General features: G+C 38.2%; 9 protein-coding genes, 2 tRNA genes and 2 pseudogenes. 6 read left to right on the plus strand and 7 right to left on the minus strand.

From position 1 onward, the window contains the following. Positions 1–565 precede the first annotated feature (565 nt). Positions 566–639, minus strand: a tRNA-Gln gene (locus tag ACFIMS_RS08340). A gap of 260 nt (positions 640–899) precedes the next feature. Between ACFIMS_RS08340 and ACFIMS_RS08345 the strand changes: the two genes are divergently transcribed. The 3 genes and pseudogenes from ACFIMS_RS08345 to ACFIMS_RS08355 form a co-directional block, all read left to right on the plus strand. Next, complete coding sequence (locus ACFIMS_RS08345) at positions 900–1289, plus strand: VOC family protein (protein ID WP_375612407.1); 390 nt, start codon at positions 900–902, stop codon at positions 1287–1289. 232 nt (positions 1290–1521) lie between these two features. Beyond that, positions 1522–1611: pseudogene (locus ACFIMS_RS08350) on the plus strand (DNA adenine methylase); the annotation flags it as partial. A 1234-nt stretch (positions 1612–2845) separates the two neighbouring features. Further along, a pseudogene (locus ACFIMS_RS08355) lies at positions 2846–3051 on the plus strand (DNA adenine methylase); the annotation flags it as partial. A gap of 153 nt (positions 3052–3204) precedes the next feature. On the opposite strand, the gene ACFIMS_RS08360 reads toward ACFIMS_RS08355, so the two are convergent. The 5 genes from ACFIMS_RS08360 to ACFIMS_RS08380 all read right to left on the minus strand — a co-directional run bounded on the left by ACFIMS_RS08360 (position 3205) and on the right by ACFIMS_RS08380 (position 7051). Further along, positions 3205–3278 (minus strand) — tRNA-Gln (locus tag ACFIMS_RS08360). A gap of 64 nt (positions 3279–3342) precedes the next feature. After that, entirely contained in the window at positions 3343–4101 is a 759-nt protein-coding gene (locus ACFIMS_RS08365) for an ABC transporter ATP-binding protein (RefSeq protein ID WP_375613672.1), read from the minus strand. After that, positions 4098–4973: an iron chelate uptake ABC transporter family permease subunit gene (locus tag ACFIMS_RS08370; RefSeq protein ID WP_375638712.1), complete on the minus strand. Its 876-nt coding sequence runs from the start codon at positions 4971–4973 to the stop codon at positions 4098–4100. Before ACFIMS_RS08370 ends, ACFIMS_RS08365 begins: the two co-directional genes overlap by 4 nt. A 67-nt stretch (positions 4974–5040) precedes the next feature. Beyond that, entirely contained in the window at positions 5041–5997 is a 957-nt protein-coding gene (locus tag ACFIMS_RS08375; protein WP_375613670.1) for an ABC transporter permease, read from the minus strand. A gap of 103 nt (positions 5998–6100) precedes the next feature. Continuing rightward, positions 6101–7051 carry a siderophore ABC transporter substrate-binding protein gene (locus tag ACFIMS_RS08380; RefSeq protein WP_375634799.1) on the minus strand — a complete coding sequence of 317 codons (951 nt, stop codon included), beginning with the start codon at positions 7049–7051 and terminating at the stop codon, positions 6101–6103. 198 nt (positions 7052–7249) lie between these two features. Here ACFIMS_RS08380 and ACFIMS_RS08385 point away from each other — a divergent pair, with 198 nt between their 5' ends. The 3 genes from ACFIMS_RS08385 (at position 7250) to ACFIMS_RS08395 (ending at position 22213) form a co-directional block, all read left to right on the plus strand. Further along, positions 7250–14431, plus strand: a complete 7182-nt coding sequence (locus ACFIMS_RS08385; RefSeq protein ID WP_375696623.1) for an autotransporter outer membrane beta-barrel domain-containing protein — start codon at positions 7250–7252, stop codon at positions 14429–14431. Between the two features lie 675 nt (positions 14432–15106). Further along, on the plus strand, positions 15107–18262 hold the full coding sequence (locus ACFIMS_RS08390; protein ID WP_375638718.1) for an autotransporter outer membrane beta-barrel domain-containing protein: 3156 nt from the start codon (positions 15107–15109) through the stop codon (positions 18260–18262). Positions 18263–19438: 1176 nt separating this feature from the next. Continuing rightward, positions 19439–22213, plus strand: a complete 2775-nt coding sequence (locus ACFIMS_RS08395) for an autotransporter outer membrane beta-barrel domain-containing protein (RefSeq protein ID WP_375696624.1) — start codon at positions 19439–19441, stop codon at positions 22211–22213. A gap of 24 nt (positions 22214–22237) precedes the next feature. On the opposite strand, the gene ACFIMS_RS08400 is transcribed toward ACFIMS_RS08395, so the two are convergent. Next, on the minus strand, positions 22238–22438 hold the full coding sequence (locus tag ACFIMS_RS08400) for a hypothetical protein (protein ID WP_375696625.1): 201 nt from the start codon (positions 22436–22438) through the stop codon (positions 22238–22240).

The raw sequence follows: 22438 nt of genomic DNA on the forward strand, positions 1-22438 counted from the left end.
AGAGGCAGGAGAAAAGGAAACCTCTGAGTGACAGAAAATCAAAGGGACAACTTGACCCTTTGATCGGTCGTGATGAGGAATAGGTGCAACTTGCACCAATTGCATGAGTACAGCAATAGGGTATTGTTTACCCAATTCCTAAAAGGAGCAATGGTGCAAACATTGCACAATTGCAGACTGAAGAGCAATTTGGTCAAGTTGACCGAATTCCTTAAACGCTTCTCTTTTTAATAATGTCCTGAATAATGTGCTTAGGATACAGAAAAATCATCAGTCAATTTATGCTAAAAGAGGTGAACACATCTTATATACGCTGCTTCTCAAATAATACGATTCCAACTCAATGATTGATCATCTCAAATTGCGATTTTGAGCAGAAAAGAAAAAGAGGCTTTAAATGATCTTTGAAAGGTCTTTGAAGACCCTTTGAGAACCCCTTAAAAACTCTTTGAAAAAAAATAAATTGGTACAAAACCTAGTGGCAAATTATACAAAACCTGCTGGCAAGCTACAGTGTCAAAATATACAAAACCCGCTGGCAAGCTACACCGATGACAAGCTACACTGGCTGGGGAACTTGGATTCGAACCAAGATTGACGGAGTCAGAGTCCGCTGTTCTACCATTAAACTATTCCCCAATAAGGCAATTTTACCATTTCTAGCAGATTCTATAGTGTAGGCAAGTGCAAAAAATCTTTAGATTATCGATAATAAAGAGCGATAGGGATATCATTATAATCCCCGTAGTGGCGGTCTCAATATTTTAGCATATAGCAATAAGCGAATAAAAACATATAAATAGAGCACACCGCGAATGGAGGCATCACAAACTCTTGTTGAAATATTCTCTAATAGGTATATGCCTGTCAGGCAACAGCTACTAAATCATGGAGAATTTATGAGTAATATTCCTACTTATCCTGTTACCCCAAACCTACAGTTGGTATACGTTTCAAACATAGAGTACTCTACGGCTTTTTACAAATTCATCTTCAAGAAAGAACCTGTGTTTACCTCGCCACGCTATGTTGCATTTGCTTCTTCGGGGGATGCTCTCTTTGCTCTCTGGTCTGGGGGCGATACGCCTGAGGAAAATGCACCTCGTTTTTCAGAAATCGGCATTATGTTGCCTACTGGAGAGGACGTAGATAAGCTCTATGCGGAATGGAAAGAGCAAACCACTGTTGAGATAAATGTTTTGAAGGAACCGTATACTGATGTATTTGGACGTACCTTCCTAATCAAAGATCCAGACGGACATATTATTCGTGTTTGTCCACTGGATTAAAAAGCTTGAGATCTGATCTTTAATTGTCTGAATTATAATACCTGAATTATAATAATTGTCTGTTTCCAAAACCTATAAGCTATGCACGCTAAGAGGCTTACTTACGACGTGTGGCTTATCCGTTCGGTGCTGTTCCACTATATTCAGCCCCACAACCTGCCTGTTTCCACAGGCGGTCTAATTGGCTTGGACATCAGTCGGCGTTATTGCATGGCCAGTGATCAGTACTTGTAAAATCATAGAAGCTATCCCTCATCGCACTTATATTGAGCCTTTTATTGGAATGGGAGGAATATTTTTTACAAGGAAATTGATATCTTTATGAAGTTAAAAAGGTTTTGTACATAAAAACTAATAAAATCAATATATTAAGTGTAGTTATTTTGTATGAATCCACTTAAGAATCCATACTTTTATGCATGTTTGAATTGATCATTTTTTATATAAAATTGCCATGGATGAATAGACCATAAAAAGCAAATCATGATGCAAATACTATAACGCATGGGTGCATTCAAATGAAATGAAAAGCGGTTATCATTCATAACGTATCATAAATTTTATGATACGTTTTTATCACAGCACAAATCACATTGTTTTAAATTTCAGTTGTTTGGAATTATCGATAACATAAATTGCATACGTTTAAGAATGGGATGTGTTTTGCTCTTTATTTGAGTGCAACCTTAAAAGGAATAATCGTTTGAAACGATCATAAGCTTATAGATTGAGTTCATAAAGATTGCATAAAAGAATTTAAAGACAAGATCATTTTTAAAAACGCTTACTAAAAAGTTAGTAAATGATAGGCAGGCATTATATAGATACTATCATCACAATATAGAATGAAAATCACAATGTTATGTCTTATGAAATTGAAAGCCTTTTAATGATATAACGCAAGCAAGCGAGAAAAAAACGTTTTAAAAGTTACAGTTTAAAAATACGAAACCAAATGAGCTCTCTCAAAATTTGGGGGGCACCTATTGAAAAAAAGATGAGGCAGCAAAATTCAAAACCATTGTAACATCTGAGGCATGGGATTTTACTCAATTTTGTATCAAAAGCTATAATGTTTAAAGATGGCTATTCCAAAGATAACGTTTCCAAAATTGGATTGATTGATTTTGCCAACTCAAATTTGAGCTGGTTAATTTGCAAAGAAGTTACATTTGAGTGCAAAATGAAAAGATACTTATGAAAGCCTTATTGAGAAGACATTCATTTAAGATGCATTTCTTTTGATTGGATTGATAAAGTTACCAAGCGTTTATAGATTCTATAATGCTAATGAATGATATCAAAATCATAGCGATCATTTACGTTTCTTTTGATAAGTTTTCATATTTCTAAATAGAGCACTTGCAATATGATACGTTTTGTATATATGAATTTATTACTCCATTGTGGATGATTCATTTGAATCTTATAATCAATATCTGAAAGCCGCGTCATATCATTTGGCTCGGCTTTCTTTTTTGAATTCTCTCTTTAGATAGGTTTATAGCTATTAGATAAGGCTTTCCCATAAACAGAGCCAGATATACGTGTATTACTATGGAAAGGATTTATTTGCGAGAGGATTACCAGACAATGTTTGCTTTGCTTGCGCAAGAGAAAAATTCTTCTCTCTCAATGATGTGTCTCAGATCCGAAAAATCTTTAGCCAATTTAAGATAAAAGAGGTTGGCACATCTTATACATGTGGTTCAAAGAATCCGCACCGGCTCAAGAGCTTATCATCTCAAATTGCAATTTTTAGAGGAAGAGAAAATATGCATTAAAGGGATTTTAAATGACCCTTGAAAGTTTTGCAGATCCTTTGAAAAAAATAAATTGATGCAAAACCTGCTTTCAAATTATACAAAACCCGATGACAAGCTACAATCATTAAATACTGGCTGGCATTAAATACTGGCTGGGGAACTTGGATTCGAACCAAGATTGACGAAGTCAAAGTCCGCTGTTCTACCATTAAACTATTCCCCAATAAGCCAATTTTACTATCCCTAGCAGATTCTATAGTGCATGCAAGCGCAAAAAATCTTTATGATTATCGATAATAAAGAGCGATAGGGATGTCATTAATTGTTTTGATTTGAATATCGACATCATAAATGTCTTTAAGAATTTTTGGTTGCATAATTTCTTTTGGAGTCCCACAATAGGCCGCTTTCCCATTTTTCAATGCAACAATCATATCTGAGTAAGATGAGGCAAAATTAATATCGTGCATAACAATAAGAATGGTTTTTTTCAGTTCATCAGCTGTGCGGCGTAACTGCTTCATCATAGAAACGGCATGTTTCATATCCAGATTGTTTAATGGTTCATCTAAAAGAAGATAATCAGTGTCTTGGCAGATAACCATGGCTATAAAAGCGCGTTGACGCTGACCGCCAGAAAGCTCATCTAAAAAACGGTCTTGTAAATCTTGTAAGCCGAGATAGCGTAGCGCACTGTCGATAAATTGTTTATCTTCATGTGTATACCAGCCTTTTGAATAAGGATAGCGTCCGAAACTTACTAAATCGTACACGGTTAAGCGAAAAGACAAAGGATTTTCTTGACGCAGAATTGAGAGTTTTTGAGCCAAAATATCGTGGGGCATTTTATCAATATCAAAGCCGTCGATATGAATTGTCCCATTATGGTGTGGCAAAAGACGTCTTATCAGCATTAAAAGAGTTGACTTTCCCGAACCATTGGGCCCAATAAGAGAAATAATCCCCCCTTTTGGAAGATGAAGGCATAAATTATCGATAATCAATCGTGCTCCGTAAGCCTTGGAAAGATGATTGATCTCAATCATTTTAGTTTTCCCTTCATCAGTAACATTAAGAAAACAATTCCCCCACAAAACTCAATGATAAAACTTAAACGTCCTGCCATATGAAAAATTTGTTCTAAAATAAATTGTCCACCCACCAGACAAATAATAGCCAATAATATTGCAATTGGAACAACAACACTGTGTTTTGCTTGAGGAGAAAGTTCATAGGAAAGGTTGGCAACTAACAGTCCAAAAAAGGTGACGGGGCCTACCAATGCGGTGGAAATGGATACGAGAATGGAAATAAAAATAAGGACAGCTGTCGCACTTTTGTGGTAATTAACGCCAAGATTGAGGGCATTTTCACGTCCTAAAGCCAAGATATCAAGAAGATGACGGGAATGCCATCCAATCAGACTCACAATGAAGACAATGATTGTGGCAAAGCCTATTAACGGTGTATTAAATTTATTAAAATTTGCAAACATAATATCGGTTAAATTCATCATTTGGTCTGGATTTAGTTGCAATTGCATAAACATCCGTAAACTGAAAAAAAATCCGCCTAAAACAACACCGATTAAAAGCGTCAAATGAAGTCCTTTTAGGCTTCCTGAAAAGAGCCAGCGAAAAAGGCTTATTGAAAAAAGGATAAGAATGAGGGCTTCAAGAACAAGCTGTCCTTCTTCATTCAAAAAGGGCAAAGAAAGAGAGCCTACAAAATACATTAGGGCAGTCTTTATTAAAATATAAAGCTGATCAAATCCCATAATTGAAGGAGTAAGAAGACGGTTATTAACGATTGTTTGAAATAAAACCGTGGAAACGCTTATTGCATAGGCAATAAGAAGTAGAGAGGAAAGTTTTGTAAGACGAAATTTCCATGTATAAACATTGATATTCCACGTCATGTAAAGACTAATGACAGTGCATGCTATGATGATAAGTGTTGTTAGTACACATATTGTTTTTCTTCTTCTATCCAAGACGCTTTCTCCAGCGTAAAAGCAGTATCATAAAAATAAAACTACCGATTACACCCATTATGGTGCTGATGGGAATTTCAAGAGAGGGATGAATGATTCGTCCTAAAAGATCACAAATTAAGACCAATCCTGCACCGCTGATGGCCACCCAAGGAGCGGTATAGCGCATATTATCTCCCATGAAACTTGAAACAATATTTGGAATAATCAACCCAACAAAAGGAATACGGCCAATGGTACAGACAACAACAGCAGTGATTGAGGCGACAATAAAAAGACCAAAAAACATGACAACACGATAATTCAATCCAAGGTTATTGGTTAAATCTTCTCCCAAACTTGCAACCGTAAAGCGATCAGCAGTACAATAGGCCAGAATACAAAGGGGAAGGGATAGCCATAAGAGCTCATATTTTCCTTCAAGAACCATCGAAAAACTGCCAAATAAGTAAGCTTGAAGAGAAGGAAGTAACATTTCATAATCTGCAATGGCATTGGTTAAAGAGCCAATAATATAGCTTAGCATAATCCCTGTAAGGGGTACAATGAGAGCAGATTTTAGAGGAATGCGTCGCAATAAAAACATAAAAAGTAAAGTGCCTACCATGGCAAAAATTGTCGCAACGACCATTTTTCCTAAAACAGGAATATCGGGCCAAAAAATCATAATAAAAAGAATGCCAAGGGAAGCAGATTCAATGGTTCCAGTGGTTGATGGTTCGACAAAGCGATTGCGTGTTAATAGTTGCATAATCATGCCTGAAAGTGCAAGTGCTGCGCCTACTAAAAGGATTGCAATGGTACGAGGAAGACGTGTTTGCCAAAAAATAAGCCACGCATGGGGATCGGCTGCGAAAAGGTTAGAAGGTGTGACATCAGAATAACCAACAAAAATGCTGAGGATAGACAGGAAAATTAGAAGTGTTATGGTTATCCAGTAATTCTTCACGTTAAATCATTTTCTAACAAAATCTACAAAAAGCAAAGACTGCTTAATAAACAACCTCTGCTTTTAAATTTTATTTATATAGCAAGCAAGCTCTTTCGTGCGCTTATTTGCTCTTTGTAAAGGCTTCATTGATCTGCTGTGCGGTTTCAATGAGCGCCGTTAAACCACCATTTGCACGATACCAGCTCCAAGAGTCCAAATAAATAATTTGATTTTTTTTGCTTGCTGTTGTGCGGTGAACAAGCTCATTGTTGAGCAATTGTGCTGCGGATTGTCCTTCCCGTCCAATGGCTGCATCGCGATCAATCACCAACAACCAATCAGGATTGGTTTCAAGAATGAATTCAGGAGAAATGAGTTGTCCATGTTTTTGCACGGTAAGTTTATCGGTTGCAGGGGCAATTCCAAAAGCGGAGTGAAAAATATCGAAACGTGATTTTGGTCCGAAAGCACTGATTTTTCCACCAGAGGTCATGAGTATGAGCCCGGTGCCTTTTCCTTGGGTATTTTTACGGACTTCAGCAAAAGCTTCATTGATTTTTGCAATTTCCTTTTCTGCTTCTTGTGTTTTACCAAAAATTTTTCCAAGGATAGACACATTTCGTTTTATATCTTCAAGAGAATTTTCGTTTTCTACGGTTAGATCAATTGTTGGGGCTATTTTGGATAAGTCTTTATATTTTGCTTGAGTTCTGGAGGAAATAATAATCAAATCGGGTTGAAGAGTGGCAATTTTTTCATAATCTGGCTCAAAAACGGTTCCAATTCTTTCATATTTTGCATCGTCAAATTGTTGCAGATAGGAAGGTTTTTTTCCTTCAGGAAGGCCGATAACTGCTTGGATACCAAGGCGATTCATATTATCTAGCGAGGCAAGATCAAACACAACAACCTTTTGCGGAGAAGTGGGAACAGAAGTCGTTCCTGAAACATGATCAATCGTTACATTTGTCTGGGTACTGGTATTTGCAATACTCGTATGAGTCCACAAAATCGTTGCAAAACTAATTGCAACCAGTAAAACAGAAGTCATCCATTTCATATATTTTATCATCGTGATTTTATCCTTTTATCTAATATTACAAAGGTTTGCGCACTTAAAAACTTAACTTTGGTATTTTTATGCACAAAATGAAGCGTAAATAAATAACACTATGTTGTAAAGTTGACTGACATATGTTACAAATCGTTCACTTACCTCATTTTCACTTAATTCTAGTGTTTTTGCAACATTATTTAGAAAGTTTGACATATGATCAATGTATTTAAAAAGCGTACACGTTTGTACGCACTGACAACAAGTGCTTTCTTCTTTTTACAAGGTGTAGATGTTTCTATGGGGAATGGTTGGTTCTCATCATACCTTCCTTCAGTTTCATTGCCATCATTATCATCATTTACCTCTTTAATTGGAGGATCGAGCACAGGGGCTATAACACCACCCGGAGGAGTGGGGGGGTCTGAAAGAGCAGAACCTAGAGTCGATAATGCTGTTAATAGTGGTCCTGCTCAGCCTCAGCCTCAGCCTCAGCCTCAGCCTCAGGCTCAGGCTCAGATTGTGCCTGTTTTAAATCATATTCGACCTATTAGTGCTTGTCATTCTAGAAAGAATAATGTTTTTGTTCCTGGCATGATACGGAATGTTGCAGGTAGTAGTGTTCGTGTTGCGAGTGGTGCAGGTGCAGTACCTGGTGTTGCGAGTGGTGCAGGTGCAGTGCTAGGTATTTTGGGTGATATTCCAGATGGTGTGGGTGGTGTGCCAGGGCTCCCAGGTTCAGGCGTTTTATCTACTGGGATAGGAACAGTAGCAAATGTGCCGCAAGCAGGTGTACCAGCTGGCTTTGGTGGCTCATTAGCTCTTGTACAAGATACTTTATTATCAGGTAATATAGCAGGAGGAGGATTAAACACTGTAAGTCAACAAAGACCAAAGACTATATTAGGTGTTTCGAGTGGGGCAGATACAACGAACCTGCCTGCTATTCCAGGTGTTGGTCCAGGTACTATGCCAAATGATGCTTTGAGTGATATGCCAGGTGTTCCAGGTACAGGCGGTGTAACTACTAGGAGAGCAAGAGCAACAAGAGCAGAAAATGTGGAAGCAAAAGAAGCAAAAACAGCAATAGCAAGTGGGAAGAAAGCACGTGCGGGGCGTGCAGGTGTGCCAAGTGGAGTAGGTGGAGAGTTAGTTAGATTACTAGATGTTCCAAGAAATGTGGATGTTTGGCGATTATTTAATATTCCGCGAAAAGATAGTTTAAGCGAAACATATTTTCCAGTGGGGGAAGAGGCGCTAAGAGTACAAAAAGCGAGTGCAGATGGTCTTGTTGGTATGCCAGGTATATCGAGTCCTGTATTGAATTCTTTACCACCCGATACATCAGGTGCTATGGTGCCTGGTGTGAGTGTATCTATACCAGTTGGTGATGGTGTTGGGGCTCTAGAAATTATAGATTCTGTGGAGGCAGGTAAAGGATTGGCTGATTTACTCAATGGTGATCAGCGAATATATGGATCTATTTCCTGTGATCAGTCCGGAGTATATACTCTAATAGGGGGGGCTATTATAGCGGATCAAGGTGAGAGCGCTGTAAATGTGGAATCTCCTCTTGATGATGGGAAAGTAGTTGTTAATTTGGACGAAGTATCCATTGAAAGTATGAATATTGGGAAAGAACTTTCTGAAAGTTTATCTGCAGTGGGTATACAGGATTATAAAGTAGGTATAGAGAACATAGATAGTTTATATACTCATGATCCGCTTTATGTTGGTGTATATGTCGGAGATTCTGCTTCACATATGAATGCAGAGGTTAATTTGAAAAACTCAAATATTCAGGGTTTTTTTATTGGGCTTCGGACTGAAGAGACTGGAAAGATCACGATGGTGGGGGGAGGAATCAGAGATGCGTATATAGGTGCTCTTGCTAGTGATAATGGGTGGATTGTTTTAGAGAATGTAGATATTAATGTTAAAAGAATCGGTTTAGTTAGTTTGGGTCCATCCGTTATCGAGATGAGGTCTGGAGCAATTACCGTGAAAGAGGGTGGAATAGGAGTTATCTCTACAAAAGAGGGGACTGTTCTACTAGACGGGACGGTTATCAATGTTGCTGAGGAACCAAAAACTACAGAAGTTGGTACTTCGGAGACGAATATAGGTTTATTGTCACTTGGAGGTACTATTTCCTTTAAAAATGGAAAACTTAGAGCTCCTAATACTGTTGCATTGTTGGTAAGTGATAGCTTTAAGAATAATATCTCTGTAGCTTCTAATAGAGTAGGAGCGGAGAGTGAGGATGGCGATGATACGCAACAGGGTTCTAAGGCTGATAGTGATTCTTTCATTGGTGAGGTCATCTCTATTGAAACTAGAGATGGCGCTGTCCTTAATAATATTAGTTCCACGTATTTTGAGGCTTTATTCCCTATAGAGAATTTTTTAGGAAGCGGTGCAGATTCTAGAAGTACTAGTGCACCATCTGGAGCTGGCGCTGGAGATTCTGCAGTGGTGGCGTCTAAACCAGATCCAAACTCTAGGGTTGTCAACTTAATAGTTTCTGATATTCAAAATTCAACCGTTAAAGTGGAAGGTAAGTCTTATGGTGTATTTTTTGGTGATATACCTTCGAATGTGAGGAGAAAAAATGATCAAACGAGAGTGAGACAAGAAAGTGGTCAAAATGTAGGTCAAAATCTGGGAGAGGGCGGAATAAAAGATGATGGAGATAGTTTACGTGCAGTTCTTTTGAAAAATACGGTTTTCAGAGTTCCTGATGGTGTGGTCATTTATGGTAACAGTTTGGATGGGTACGTCGTTGTAAAAGATGACTCAACTCTTTCGGGTGATTTAGTGTTGAAAGCTGAAGAGGGGTCGCATTTGTCGGTTTTTGTTGAAGACTCTGTCGTCATGGGGGGAGCTCACGTTGATAAAAAATCTCAAGCTAGGCTTTTTCTATCTGGGGGATCAGAGTGGTATTTAACAAAGAAACTGCATAATAGTTTGGAAAATTCAAATACGGGTTGTGTAGATTCATGTCTTTCGTCTATGAATCTTGTAGATAGTAATGTTAGATTTTTTACTTCTTTGAAAAATGAAAATACATCTAATAAAGATATTGAGTATCGAACTCTTCGCATAGGAAATGGGAATGGAACAGTTTATAGTGCTGCTTCTGCCGCTTCTGGTGCTTCTGCCGCTTCTGGTGCTCCTGCCGCTTCTGGTGTTACAATTTACTTCAATGCAAATTTGATGCCTAGCAATACAGAAAATTCTCAAATATCTGACAGATTGTTGATTCATGGTGATGTTTCTGGAAAAACAATGGTAGTTGTGAATGATACTTCTGATGGTATATCACAAAGTCAGGATACACCTCATAGCATTTCAATTATTCAGGTTTTTGGAAATGCAGAGAGGGATTCTTTTAAGCTGAAAGGTGATTATATTACACGAGAAGGGTTACCTTATAAGTATGTTCTTCGTGCTTATGGTCCAACTATTCCTCCGAAAATGCAGTATTTTGATAAGACATTACTTAAAAATAGTAGAAGTGTTTGGGATTTTCGTTTAGAAAATGAATATTTTATACCTCTCGTTTCTGCTTATACTGCTACTGCTAATTTTCAACCTATTTTTAAGGCTAAGCCACTTGTTGCAGTTGCTTCTACTGATGCTTCTACTGAAACTGCAATAAATACTAATGCTGACACTGGTGCTGGTGAAGTAAATAGTGAATCCATAACTCCTCCTGTATCTGGGGAATCTGCATCTGTAGTCTCTGTTCAAGGCAATTCACTTTTGAGATCTGAAACATCTGACGAATTTTATGAAGATGATGATGACGAAGATTTTACGGAATCTGAAACATCTGAGGCTGTAGTGCATACTTTTTTACCTGTTACTCCATCTTCGTCATCTGTTACTCCTTCTTTATCCAGAAATTTGGCACCTTTAGTACCTCCAAGAGTTAATTTAAGTGGGAGGTCTGATACGGGTAGAGGGCCTGTAATATCTGCCGATGAAATTTTTGTAACACCTGGGGATCATATTGTATCTAAGAGGCCATCACCTATAAAATCAGCTGCTGCTATGAAGGCTGCTATGAAGGCTTCTGCTCCTGTGGTTTCTGAGATAGCTGTTATATCTTCTAAAGGAGATTCTGCTACGCAGCCTTCTACTCCTGTGGTTTCTGAGATATCTGCTATATCTTCTAAAGTAGCTTCTGCTACGCAGCCTTCTACGTCTGTGGTTTCTGAGATACCTGTTATATCTTCCAATGGAGCTTCTGCTATGCAGCCTTCTACGTCTGTGGTTTCTGAGATACCTCTTATATCTTCCAATGGAGCTTCTGCTATGCAGCCTTCTACGTCTGTGGTTTCTGAGATACCTCTTATATCTTCCAATGGAGCTTCTGCTATGCAGCCTTCTACGTCTGTGGTTTCTGAGATACCTGTTATATCTTCCAATGGAGCTTCTGCTATGCAGCCTTCTACTTCTGTGGTTTCTGAGATAGCTGTCATATCTTCTAATGCAGCTTCTGCTATGAATGCTTCTGCTCCTATGGTTTCTGAGACATCTGCTGTATCTTCTAGAGCTGTTGGGCGTGTTCTTATGCTTGGTGATCATGCTGGTAATGGAGATGTTTCTTCTAAGGAAACGGTTTCTTCTACATGTGGTGCTATACAGAATAATGGTGGAGAGGATTTGCGAACTCCTTATTTATGCAGTGATGGCCAAACACGTACAGTGGCAAACGTTACATTGAAGGTAAGTGATAAAACTCAACATCCTATGCATGCAAAAAATCAGGATACGGTTATTAAGTTAGAGGGAGCCACAATTAGTGGTGCGGATTTTTCTGATAGCAAAAATAATGTTGATTTTAATGAAATATATGCCGTGAGTGCTGTGCTTGCAGAAGAGGGGGCGGAAGTTGTTTTGGATAATAAATCAACAATTACCTCTTCTGTGATTGGGCTTGAAGCCCAAAATGGCGGGAAGGTTAAGATGAATAATGGAACAGTTAATGCTTATTATGTGGGCGCTTTGGCGAGTTCTGGATCATCTGTTAATTTAAAGGATACAAAAATTAACGTAACGGGGGATTTAGCTGTGGCTGGTCTGGCGAGTCAGGCTGGTGAGGTAACTATGGACTCTGGAACGATTATGCTGACAAATGGAGTGGCTGTGAGATCAGAAGCTAGGGGACGTGTAAGATTAAACAAAGTTAATATTACTGCGAAAAAGGAAGCAGGAAAATCGAATTCTACAGAGAAATTTGGACGTGCAGCTTTTCTGGTGAGTGATAATGCTTCTGTTGATTTTAAGAACGGAAATGTTGTTACTGATGCTCATGCTTTGTGGATTATAAAGTCTGGTGATAATGTGGTTGAGACGGGTTCTTCTAGGAGAAGGAGATCCTCTGACGTTCGTCCTACTATGAATCACGTAAATATCGAGTCTTCTACTGTTAAAGTGGAAGGTGACGGAGTCTACGGTATATATTTTGATGGGGGAACACAGAAGGAAGCGAGTCAACAAAATCGAAGTCAGGATTTAACAACTGAGAAAACAAATGTTGTTAAGCGGAGTACTGTGTCCAAACAGGAAAAAACGCCTATAGGCATAACAGGGACAGTTTCGTTGAAAAAAACTGATTTTGAAGTTGCAAATGGTATAGCTATCTATGGTAATAATTCTGGTGGTCGTGTTTCATTAGAAAATAAAACAACCCTTGCTGGTGACTTGTTATTAAAAGCCGAGAATGATTCGAACATATCGGTTTCAGTTGACAGTTCTATTGTTACAGGCGGTGTTCGCGTTGATAAAAATTCTTATGCAAAATTAGACTTGGCTAATAGTTCACAGTGGATTCTAAAAAGAAGTGCACAGAGGAATTTGGGAACTCTAGATTCAGGATGTGTGGATTCATGCATTTCTTTTGTAAGTCTTGTAAATAGTGCTATTGATTTTGCACCTTCGGAATCTGAAGGCAAATATCAGACTCTCCATATTGGAAATGGGAAAGGAACTGTTTATGCGGCGCAGGGTAATGCTGTAATTCATCTCAATGCACGTTTAAATCCTCGTGATCCGAGTGATCAGCAAGTCACTGATCGGCTTGTCATTCATGGTGATGTTTCTGGAAAAACAAAAATACATGTACGAGGTGATGCGGGCAATGTAGGAGATGGTAAAGCGAATGCCAAGATTGCTCATACTGTTTCAATTATTCAGGTCTATGGTCAAGCGAAGAAAGACTCTTTCCAACTCGATGGCAATTATGTTGCACTGAGAAACTCACCTTACAAATACACCCTTCGTGCTTATGCTCCAGAAGCGACTTCGAAACAGGAGCATGTTCAGCAGAAATTTGTTAAGGATGGTGGAGAATTTTGGAACTTCCGTCTAGAAAATCAGTATGTTAAGTCTGTTGGATCTGCTGCCCTTCCTGCACAATTTGTAAGGTCTGTTGTTCCACAGGTTCCAACTTATCTCAGCTTGCCTAATAGTGTATTCCACGCTGGTTTGATGGATATTAGCAATCAAAATAAGCAATTGGAGACGTTGCGGATGACTTCTACAGGAATGGTAGAGGTTCGTGAAAATCCTGCTTTATACTTGCGCGGCTATGGTGGAAGTTACCGTTATGCTTCAGATCTGTCCGCACTTGAATATGGTTACGGAGGTGATCTTAGTTATAATGGTGTAGAGGCAGGTGTTTTGCTGCAAACTATTGAAAATGCTGACAGTGCTATATCCTTTGGCGTTATGGGAACTTATGGAAAACTTTCTCTGCAGCCTGTGAATGTTGAGTACAGTCAGAAGAGTGCATTTGATAAATGGACTGCTACGGTATATGGTAGCATGCAGCATAATGTTGGCTTCTATGTCGACGGTCTTTTATCCTATGGTCTGTTCAAAGGTGATGTTCTCACCCTTGCACGGGGTAAAACAGCAACATTAAAAGGTAATCCTTTGAGTGTTTCTTTAGCTGGTGGTCAGACAATTATGACAGGATATAAGGGCTTTGTCTTTGATCCGCAGGTTCAGGTTGTGTATCAACATCTCCAGTTTAATAAGGCCCGTGATATCGACAATTTTAATATTGAAATGGGTAACCTTAATCAGTGGGTAGCACGTGTTGGTGGACGTTTAACCAAGATTCCTACAGGTTCTGAAGGCGTGAATGCTGTTGCTTTCTATGGTAAGCTTTATCTTGCTCATGGTTTTGAAGGAAAACAGTCTGTGCATTTCAATGATGCTTTCAAGTTAGGAGCTTTTGGTTCTTCTCTAGAGGCTGGATTAGGTTTTAATGCCAAATTGTTGCCACAGTTCTCTCTGCATGCTGATATTCTCTATCAACATAAGCTTAATAAGGCTGGTTTTTCGGGAACAAGTTTTTCCGGAGGAATACGTTATCAGTTTTAATATAAGGTACACTATGTACCTTTTTAGAAAAGGCAGCACATTGTGCTGCCTTTTTTCTTTGTAACAACTTGTGTTGTCTTTAAAAGATTTTCGTCTTCTTGATTGAGCAAAAAAACATAGTTTTTTTGTGTATGAGAGCACTTTTCTCCGCTAAAGCGAATTTTCTTAAAATTTATGCTGCTACTGATGCGATAGAGTGCTTCGCTTTTATCGGCTTTTTAAGCGTTCAGCAGACTGGTATGCGTTACGTTATCCTTTTTAGTACTGTATTGATATTATCTAATATAATATTTGATGTTTTCTAAAGCTCGTTTTTGAGAGTTTGTTTTTTACGGATTTAAATCATTGTTTCATTCATCTCCTTGTGGATTAATTTTTAAAGTTCACAAGGCTAGATTGTGCTTTTAATTAATTACACGCACTGGTTTCATTTTTTCTTTACACGAAATACAGAATGCATTATACACTTATAAATTGTGTTTTGTTGTTATTCTCTTATAGATGGTTTTTAGCGTAGAGCTTTTGCCAAATTTATTGGGATAATTCATTGCACAGTTCAAATAAGCATGAGGCATGTTCTTTTGTTACACTTTTCGTATTTTTGAGGTGTGCAAGGGGGTGTTTTGTAAGTGCTTTTGTTTTTAATGAGAGGGGAAGGAAAGTTTCGAGGGAACTATGATTAAAGTTTTTAGAAATCATGTATGTTTATGTGCTTGTACAACAGCTATCCTCTCTTTGCTTCAAAATGGAAGAGAAGTGTATGCGGCTGCAGAGGGGAAGGATAGTAATCGTTATGTTATAAAGGTTATCCCAGTTGTCTCTGCTAATTCTTCTCCTCAGCTTAGCGGGAGTAATAAGCATAAGCTTCCTCTTAGTGGAGAGAGTGGGGATAATTATTACCCTTCTAATATGATTAATGTTGGCAATAACGATGAGGGTATTCGTGGAGGAAATGACTATCGTAAGCTGAGTGGATTGGCTGGGGACACCAAACATCAGAAAAATGTAGATAACTCTGTTAAAGATGCAGACTCTGATGGAAGAGGAGTGAATCCTAGTTTTTATTACTATAGTGGGTTGTATTATGTATGTGATAATTGCGGGATAGATCCTAAAATTGATAATAAATCTTATACAATTACGAGTGCAAATGTTTCCAACTACCCTGCTAATCCCACTGCTATAACGGTGAAGGGAATAGGGACCAGAGTTTATGGAGAGAATGTAACTGTTAGCAGTGAAGTTTCTGATAAATCTTTTTTGCGTGGTGTGGCTGTATCAGATGACGGAAAGATTGTTTTGAAAAAACCGACGCTTCAAAATACAAAGTTAGCTCTTTTCGCTCATAATGGGATAATTGAGATAAAGCAGGGGATTATAGAGGACAGTGATAGGGCTGTTGAAGCTGTGGGGAATTCATTGGTTATTTTAGAGGGTGCAAAAGTTAATACGCGTGATGGGAAGGCAAGTCTTTCCAGTTATAGCGGGGCAGATATTTGGGTGGAAGGTGGGGAGGTTAACTTTACCAACAGTCATGGGATTTCTGCGATGTTGGGAGGGACGGTGATTCTCGATGGTGTCACTCTTACTGGAAAGGGCCACAAAGATAAAAATGATGCGGCTTTTTTAATGGATGAAGGGGGACGTGTTGAGTTTACAGGGGGGACTATTAAGGTTGAGGGTGCACATGGTATATTATTAGAAAATCCCGTCAAGCTTTTTAGTGTTGTACCAGAACGATCTGAAACAGAAGCTGAAACTGAAGATGAAGCTGAAGATGAAGCTGAAGATTTATCGAATAACTTTTATGTGACCGAGGCTAATTTTAAGTCTTCTTCTGTTACCGTAAAGGGTGAGGGATCTTATGGTATCTATTTTCAGGGAGAAAAGCCATGGAGCGAAGATGGGGATAAAAAAGAGGAGATTTCATTAGAGGAAGAAAAAGCTCCACCACGATTGGAAGTTGTTAATTTGGATACAACAGAGTTTTCTGTTGAAGACGATACGGCTCTTTATGGCAGCAATGTTATTTCTGGTGCGGTGAGTTTGATGAAAAGCACTCTTCGTTCAGGGAATTTTTTATTAAAAGCTGAGAAAGGGGCATCTGTGATCGTTTTGGCTGATGCTTCTACGCTTGAAGGTCGCACACACGTTGATAAAGACTCTAATGCCGAACTTTATTTGGGAGGTCGTTCTACATGGATTTTACAACAACCGCTGCAAAAAGATCAACATGCGGCTGCACATGATTCTTCTATTTCACTCGTTAGTCTTATGGGTGATAGCTCTATTCATTTTAAAAGACCAGAATCTCCTTCTATTGATGATTATCAAACTCTTCGTATTGGAAAGGGAAAGGGTGAAGTTTATAGAGTACGGGATGGTGCCTCTATTTCCCTTAATACATATCTGAATAGTGGTGGTGCTCTTAATCATCAAAAGACGGATCGTGTTTTAATTCATGGTGATGTTTCGGGAAAAACAAAGCTCCAAGTGCATGGAGTTGCAGGAAGTCCAGGAGGATATACGGGAAAGGGGGGGAATGCTGAAGGTATTTCAGTCATTCAGGTTTCTGGACAAGCAAAGCAAGATTCTTTTCAGTTGGAAGGTGGTTATGTAGCCTTAAACGAATTACCTTATCAGTATAAGCTTTATAGTTATGGTCCAGAATCTGAGTTTGGAAAAGCAAGTATGGATCAGAGATTAGTTGAAGGTAACGGGGAATTTTGGGATTTTCGCCTTGAAAGTAGGTCTATAGATTCTGATGTTCAACCTAAACCAGATCCTTCTCCTAAGCCAATTCCGGGACCAGAACCTTCTCCAGAACCAGCTCCGGAGCCTCATCCTCGTCCTAAGCCGGGCGTTAAGGCTGTTGTTCCGCAGGTTCCGACTTATCTCCTTTTGCCTAATGCCTTACGTCATATTGGTTTGATGAATGTTAACAATCAAAATAAGCGGTTAGAAGCTTTGCGAATTACTTCTGGGGGCTTATTAGAAAGTCGTGAAAATCCTCTCTTTTTTGTGAGCGGTTATGGCGGCAATCATCGTTATACTTCAAATCTTTCCACGCTTGAATATGGTTATGGCGGCGAGTTTGATTATAATGCACTAGAGGCAGGTGTTTTGCTGAAAGCAATCGAAAATATGTATGGTTCCACTTCTTTTGGAGTTATCGGGGCTTACGAGAGATTTTCTTTGCAACCTTTGAATGTTGAGCAGAGTCAAAAAAGTACATTTGATAAATGGTCAGTTACGGCATATGGTGGTATGCAGCATGATGCAGGTTTTTACGTTGATGGTCTTGTGTCTTACGGCTTGTTTAAAGGTGATGTTCTAACAACTGCACGTGGCAAGACGGCAACATTAAAGGGTTTCCCTTTAAGTGCTTCATTGACTGCTGGTAAAACGTTTATGGTGGGGGAAGACGGTTTTGTTTTTGATCCGCAAGTTCAGGTTGTTTATCAATATCTTCAATTTAATAAGGTGCGTGATGTGGATGGCTTTGATATTGATTTAGGAAAGCTTCATCAATGGGTAGGGCGTGTTGGAGGGCGTTTAACAAAGAGGCTGGTTGCTACTGATGAGGCTCAGGTTGTTTCTTTCTATGGCAAGCTTCATCTTGCTCATGGTTTTGAAGGAAAACAATTTGTGCATTTTAAAGATGCTTTCCAGCTAGGTGCTTTTGGTTCTTCATTAGAAACAGGATTAGGTTTTAATGCCCAATTGTCTCAAAAATTTGCGCTTTACGGCGATTTGGTTTATCAGCACAAACTAACGAAGGCTGGTTTTTCTGGAACGAGTTTTTCAGGTGGATTGCGTTATCATTTCTAGTGTTGTTCCTGTTTTTGATTAATCTTTCAAAAAGCCACAAGTTGTACTTGTGGCTTTTCTCATTATCTATTCATCTTGTGTTATAGCATTTTTACGAGAGTATGACTTTGCATATCTTTAATATGCTTTTAGGTTGGACTTCTTTCATTTTTTTGAAAAGTCTGAAGAGTTTGTACGTTATTGTTTCAAAACGCGTATTTCAGAGTGATTATTATATTATTTATAATATTTTGATTTATAAAGATATTTTTAATTTAGGGTGCTGAAATATTTTCAAGGATTTTATGATGAATCCATAAAAAGCATTCCTTTGTCTATTATATGTAAAATTGGCAGGTGGATAATCATTTAAGAAAGGAGTCAATATAATTTGGGGAATTATATTAAGAGGAGAGGATTTACAATATTAGAAATTAGCAAAGACAAAGATGCTACTCAGGCACAATGAGGGCTGTATCCGATGAACTTGATATTATATCCGCTGTCGTTGTGAAATGGGGATGGAAAAAATGAGAGATATCTGAGAAAATTGGTGAATGAGAAACATAATGACGTATTGTTTTTTGAAAGTGTGTTTTCTTTAAATGCATAAATAAAAAGATGAAGTCATGTGTCATCTTCACTTTTTAAAATATGGCTCTGAATGTTTTTGAATATTGTAAAGTTGAATTAAAAGGAAAAGGTAAAATCGGAACTGATTTTTACACGTTCCTACTTTTTATTAGACTGTCTTACCATGAAGATTGCCTAAAAGGCATATGTGAACTCTTGTTTCTCAATTTTGGCATATGTTTTGTCTGCTTACAGAGTGTACACTGTTTCAATATAATATTATCGTAAGGATGTTGATTATATCCGTTTTGGCGGTGATTAGACGGCAGTTAAAGTAGGTGTTCTTAATGCATGTCAACTGACTAAGGGTGTTTTTGACTAACAACGTTAAAGGTGATTTTTCTGTCGTTCTTCAGTTATATTTTTGCAAATTCTTTGTAAAAGCGACAGATTTAGATTGTATTTTCGAGTAATTTTTTTATTCCATATTTACATAAAACACAAAAAATATTAATAAACTCACGATATTAAAACCTAAACGTATTAAATATTTTTCTTTTGGTTAAGTTTTTTGATACGTTATGTATAGATCTTAGTAAGAAGAGGGGGGATTATGGTGGAATTATGGTCAATCTATTTAAAAATCGCTTCTCCTTATGTACTTTTACAACGGCACTTCTTTTTTTGACACACAATGTTGGTGTTTTTGCACGCAATGCTGAATCTCAGGTTATCTCTGGAAAAAAGCAGTCTTCATGTGATCAGAATGCAGCATTTTATCAGTGTTCTGATGGTGGAGCGCACGAAATTAATAATAAAGTTTATTCGTTAATGGATAAAAATGTTAATGGTGTTCATGGAGCCATGGAGGCGTCTAAGGAAGGTACAATTATTCGTGGCAAGAATATAACTGTTAAGGGTATTTTGGATGAAAAGAATAACTCGGAAAACAATTTTTGGAAATATGGAGTAAAGGTATCAGAAGAAGCGGGCGTCTTTCTGAGCGATTCCACGTTGAGTGGGGTTTTAGTGGGGGTGGAAGCTCAAGGTGGATTCATCGTAATGTCTGGTGGATCAATTGATGCAATCAAAGTGGGGGCTTTTGCTGGAGGAAAATCTCAAAGTGGTGTTGATTTAACGAATACGCAAATTAGCCTAGGGAGAGTTGGGGTTAAAGCAGAAGAAAAAGGATATCTTATTTTAGAGGGTGTCTCTATTACCGGCAAGGGGAGTACCGGCAAGGATGATCAAGGGCTGGATGCAGGTCGTCAGGCAGCTTTTCATATATCTGAAGATGGTTATGTTCAGTTTATGAAAGGTTCTGTTGATGTTACTGATGCTCATGGGCTTTTATTGCAGGGAGATAAAGCTCCTCAGATTAATATTGGAGATTCCAATATTACAGTGAAAGGTAATGCATTTTATGGTATACACTTTGAAGGTGTGGCAGCATCAGAAGGTTCGTCAGAGGGAAAATCATTGCGCGTTGATTTGAAAAAGACGCGTTTTGTCGTTCCAGATAGTATAGCTGTTTATAGCAGTCAATCTGGAAAATCTAAAATATTTTTAAAGGAAACAAAGCTTTTTGGGGATTTGTTGCTGAAGGCTGATCGTAACTCTTCTATAGAGGTTGTTGCTGATGCTTCTGCACTTGTCGGTCAAACTCAGGTTGATAACAGTTCTAAAGTCGACCTTATCTTGGGAAATAATTCACAGTGGGCTTTATTGCAACCAAGACAGAAAAAATTACAAGATCCTAATTATAGAGGTGTTTCGTTTATTTCATCGGTACACCTTTCTAATAGTTCCATTACTTTTGAAAAACCAAAGTCCAGTACTAATCATGCATATCAAACGCTTTATATTGGAAAAGGAACAGGTATTGTTTATCAGGCTTTTGGTGATGCTTGGATTCATTTGAATGCACGTTTAAATCCTAGTGATACAAGTGATCATCAAGTAACGGATCGGCTTCTCATTCATGGTGACGTTAAGGGAAGAACTATAGTCCATATACAAGGGGTTGCGGGAGGTTTAGAAGAAAAAAACGAAAAAGCGCATAGTGTTTCAATTATTCAAGTTTATGGAGATGCATCGTATGACTCTTTTCAACTGAATGGGCAGTATGTTGCATTAAATGGCGCGCCTTATAAATATGTTCTTCGTTCTTATGGCCCAAGTGTTACTAGAGGGGAGGAGCATGTTAAACAGAGATTTGCTTTGAACGGAGGAGCATTTTGGAATTTTCGTTTAGAAAATGAATATGTTCAAACTGCTGATTATAGAGAAACTCCTATGGTTTCTCAACGTACACCTCCTGCACGTGCTTCTGTTGAGGATATTATTCCCGAATCTTCTGGTGATGTTGTTCCAGCGTCTTCTACAGATAGTCTTTCTGAAATTGAAAATGTTTCTCCGTCTCAACGAGGTGTAAGATCTGTTGTTCCTCAGGTGCCAACTTATCTACTTTTGCCGAATAGTTTGTTCCACGCTGGTTTGATAGATATCAGCAATCAAAACAAGCAGTTGGAGATAGTACGGACTAATCTTAGTGGAATGTTGCAAATTCATGAAAATTCTGCTTCATTTTTGCGTGGCTATGGTGGAAGTTATCGTTATGCCTCAGATTTATCTGCGCTTGAATATGGTTATGGGGGAGATCTAGGGTACTATGCACTAGAGACAGGTGTTTTGCTACAAACTGTTGAAAATGTTGACAGTGTTATATCCTTTGGGGTGATGGGGTCTTATGGAAAGCTTTCTCTACAACCTCGAGATGTTGCACAAAGCCAAAAAAGTACATTTGATAAATGGACTGCTACAGTTTATGGCAGTATGCAGCATGATGTAGGATTCTATGTTGATGGTTTGTTATCTTATGGTCTGTTTAAGGGAGATGTTCTGACAACTGCGCGGGGTAAAACGGCAACATTGAAGGGTAACCCTTTAAGTGTTTCCTTGATGAGTGGTCAGAAAATTGCCACAGGATATGAAGGTGTTGTTTTTGATCCACAGGTTCAGGTTGTTTATCAGCATCTTCAATTTAATGAGGTCCGCGATATTGATAATTTTAATATTGAGATGGATAAACTTGATCAATTGATGGTGCGTATGGGTGGTCGCTTGATAAAGACTCTTACTGCGTTTGAAAAAGATCGTGATGTTTCTTTTTATGGAAAGATTCATTTTGCCCATGATTTTGGAAAAGAAAGGTCTGTGCGCTTTAAAGATTCTTTCCAGTTAGGGGCTTTTGGTTCTTCTCTAGAGGCTGGATTAGGTCTTAATGCTCGCTTGTCTCAAAAATTTGCGCTTCATGGTGATTTGGTTTATCAGCATAAGTTGAGTAAAGGTGGTTTTTCTGGAATCAGTTTTTCTGGTGGATTACGCTATCGTTTTTAGGATGATCATCTTGAGGTAAGTTGTTTAAAAAACCACAAGCATAGCTTGTGGTTTTTTATTATTTGTTTGCAACTTTTTAAATAAGTTTTTTAAAAAGTTGTTTTTTTTGAATGAGCAAGTTTGTTTCTTTTTAGAAACGAGATAAGGCTTTCTGGTTTGCAGTTTTTGCTTCTTATGCTGTTTTTCTTCTTTGAGTTTATTTTTATTAAATTCTCTTGAAATCAC

The organism is Bartonella sp. AP331QHHD (assembly GCF_042195905.1).
GTDB lineage: Bacteria > Pseudomonadota > Alphaproteobacteria > Rhizobiales > Rhizobiaceae > Bartonella.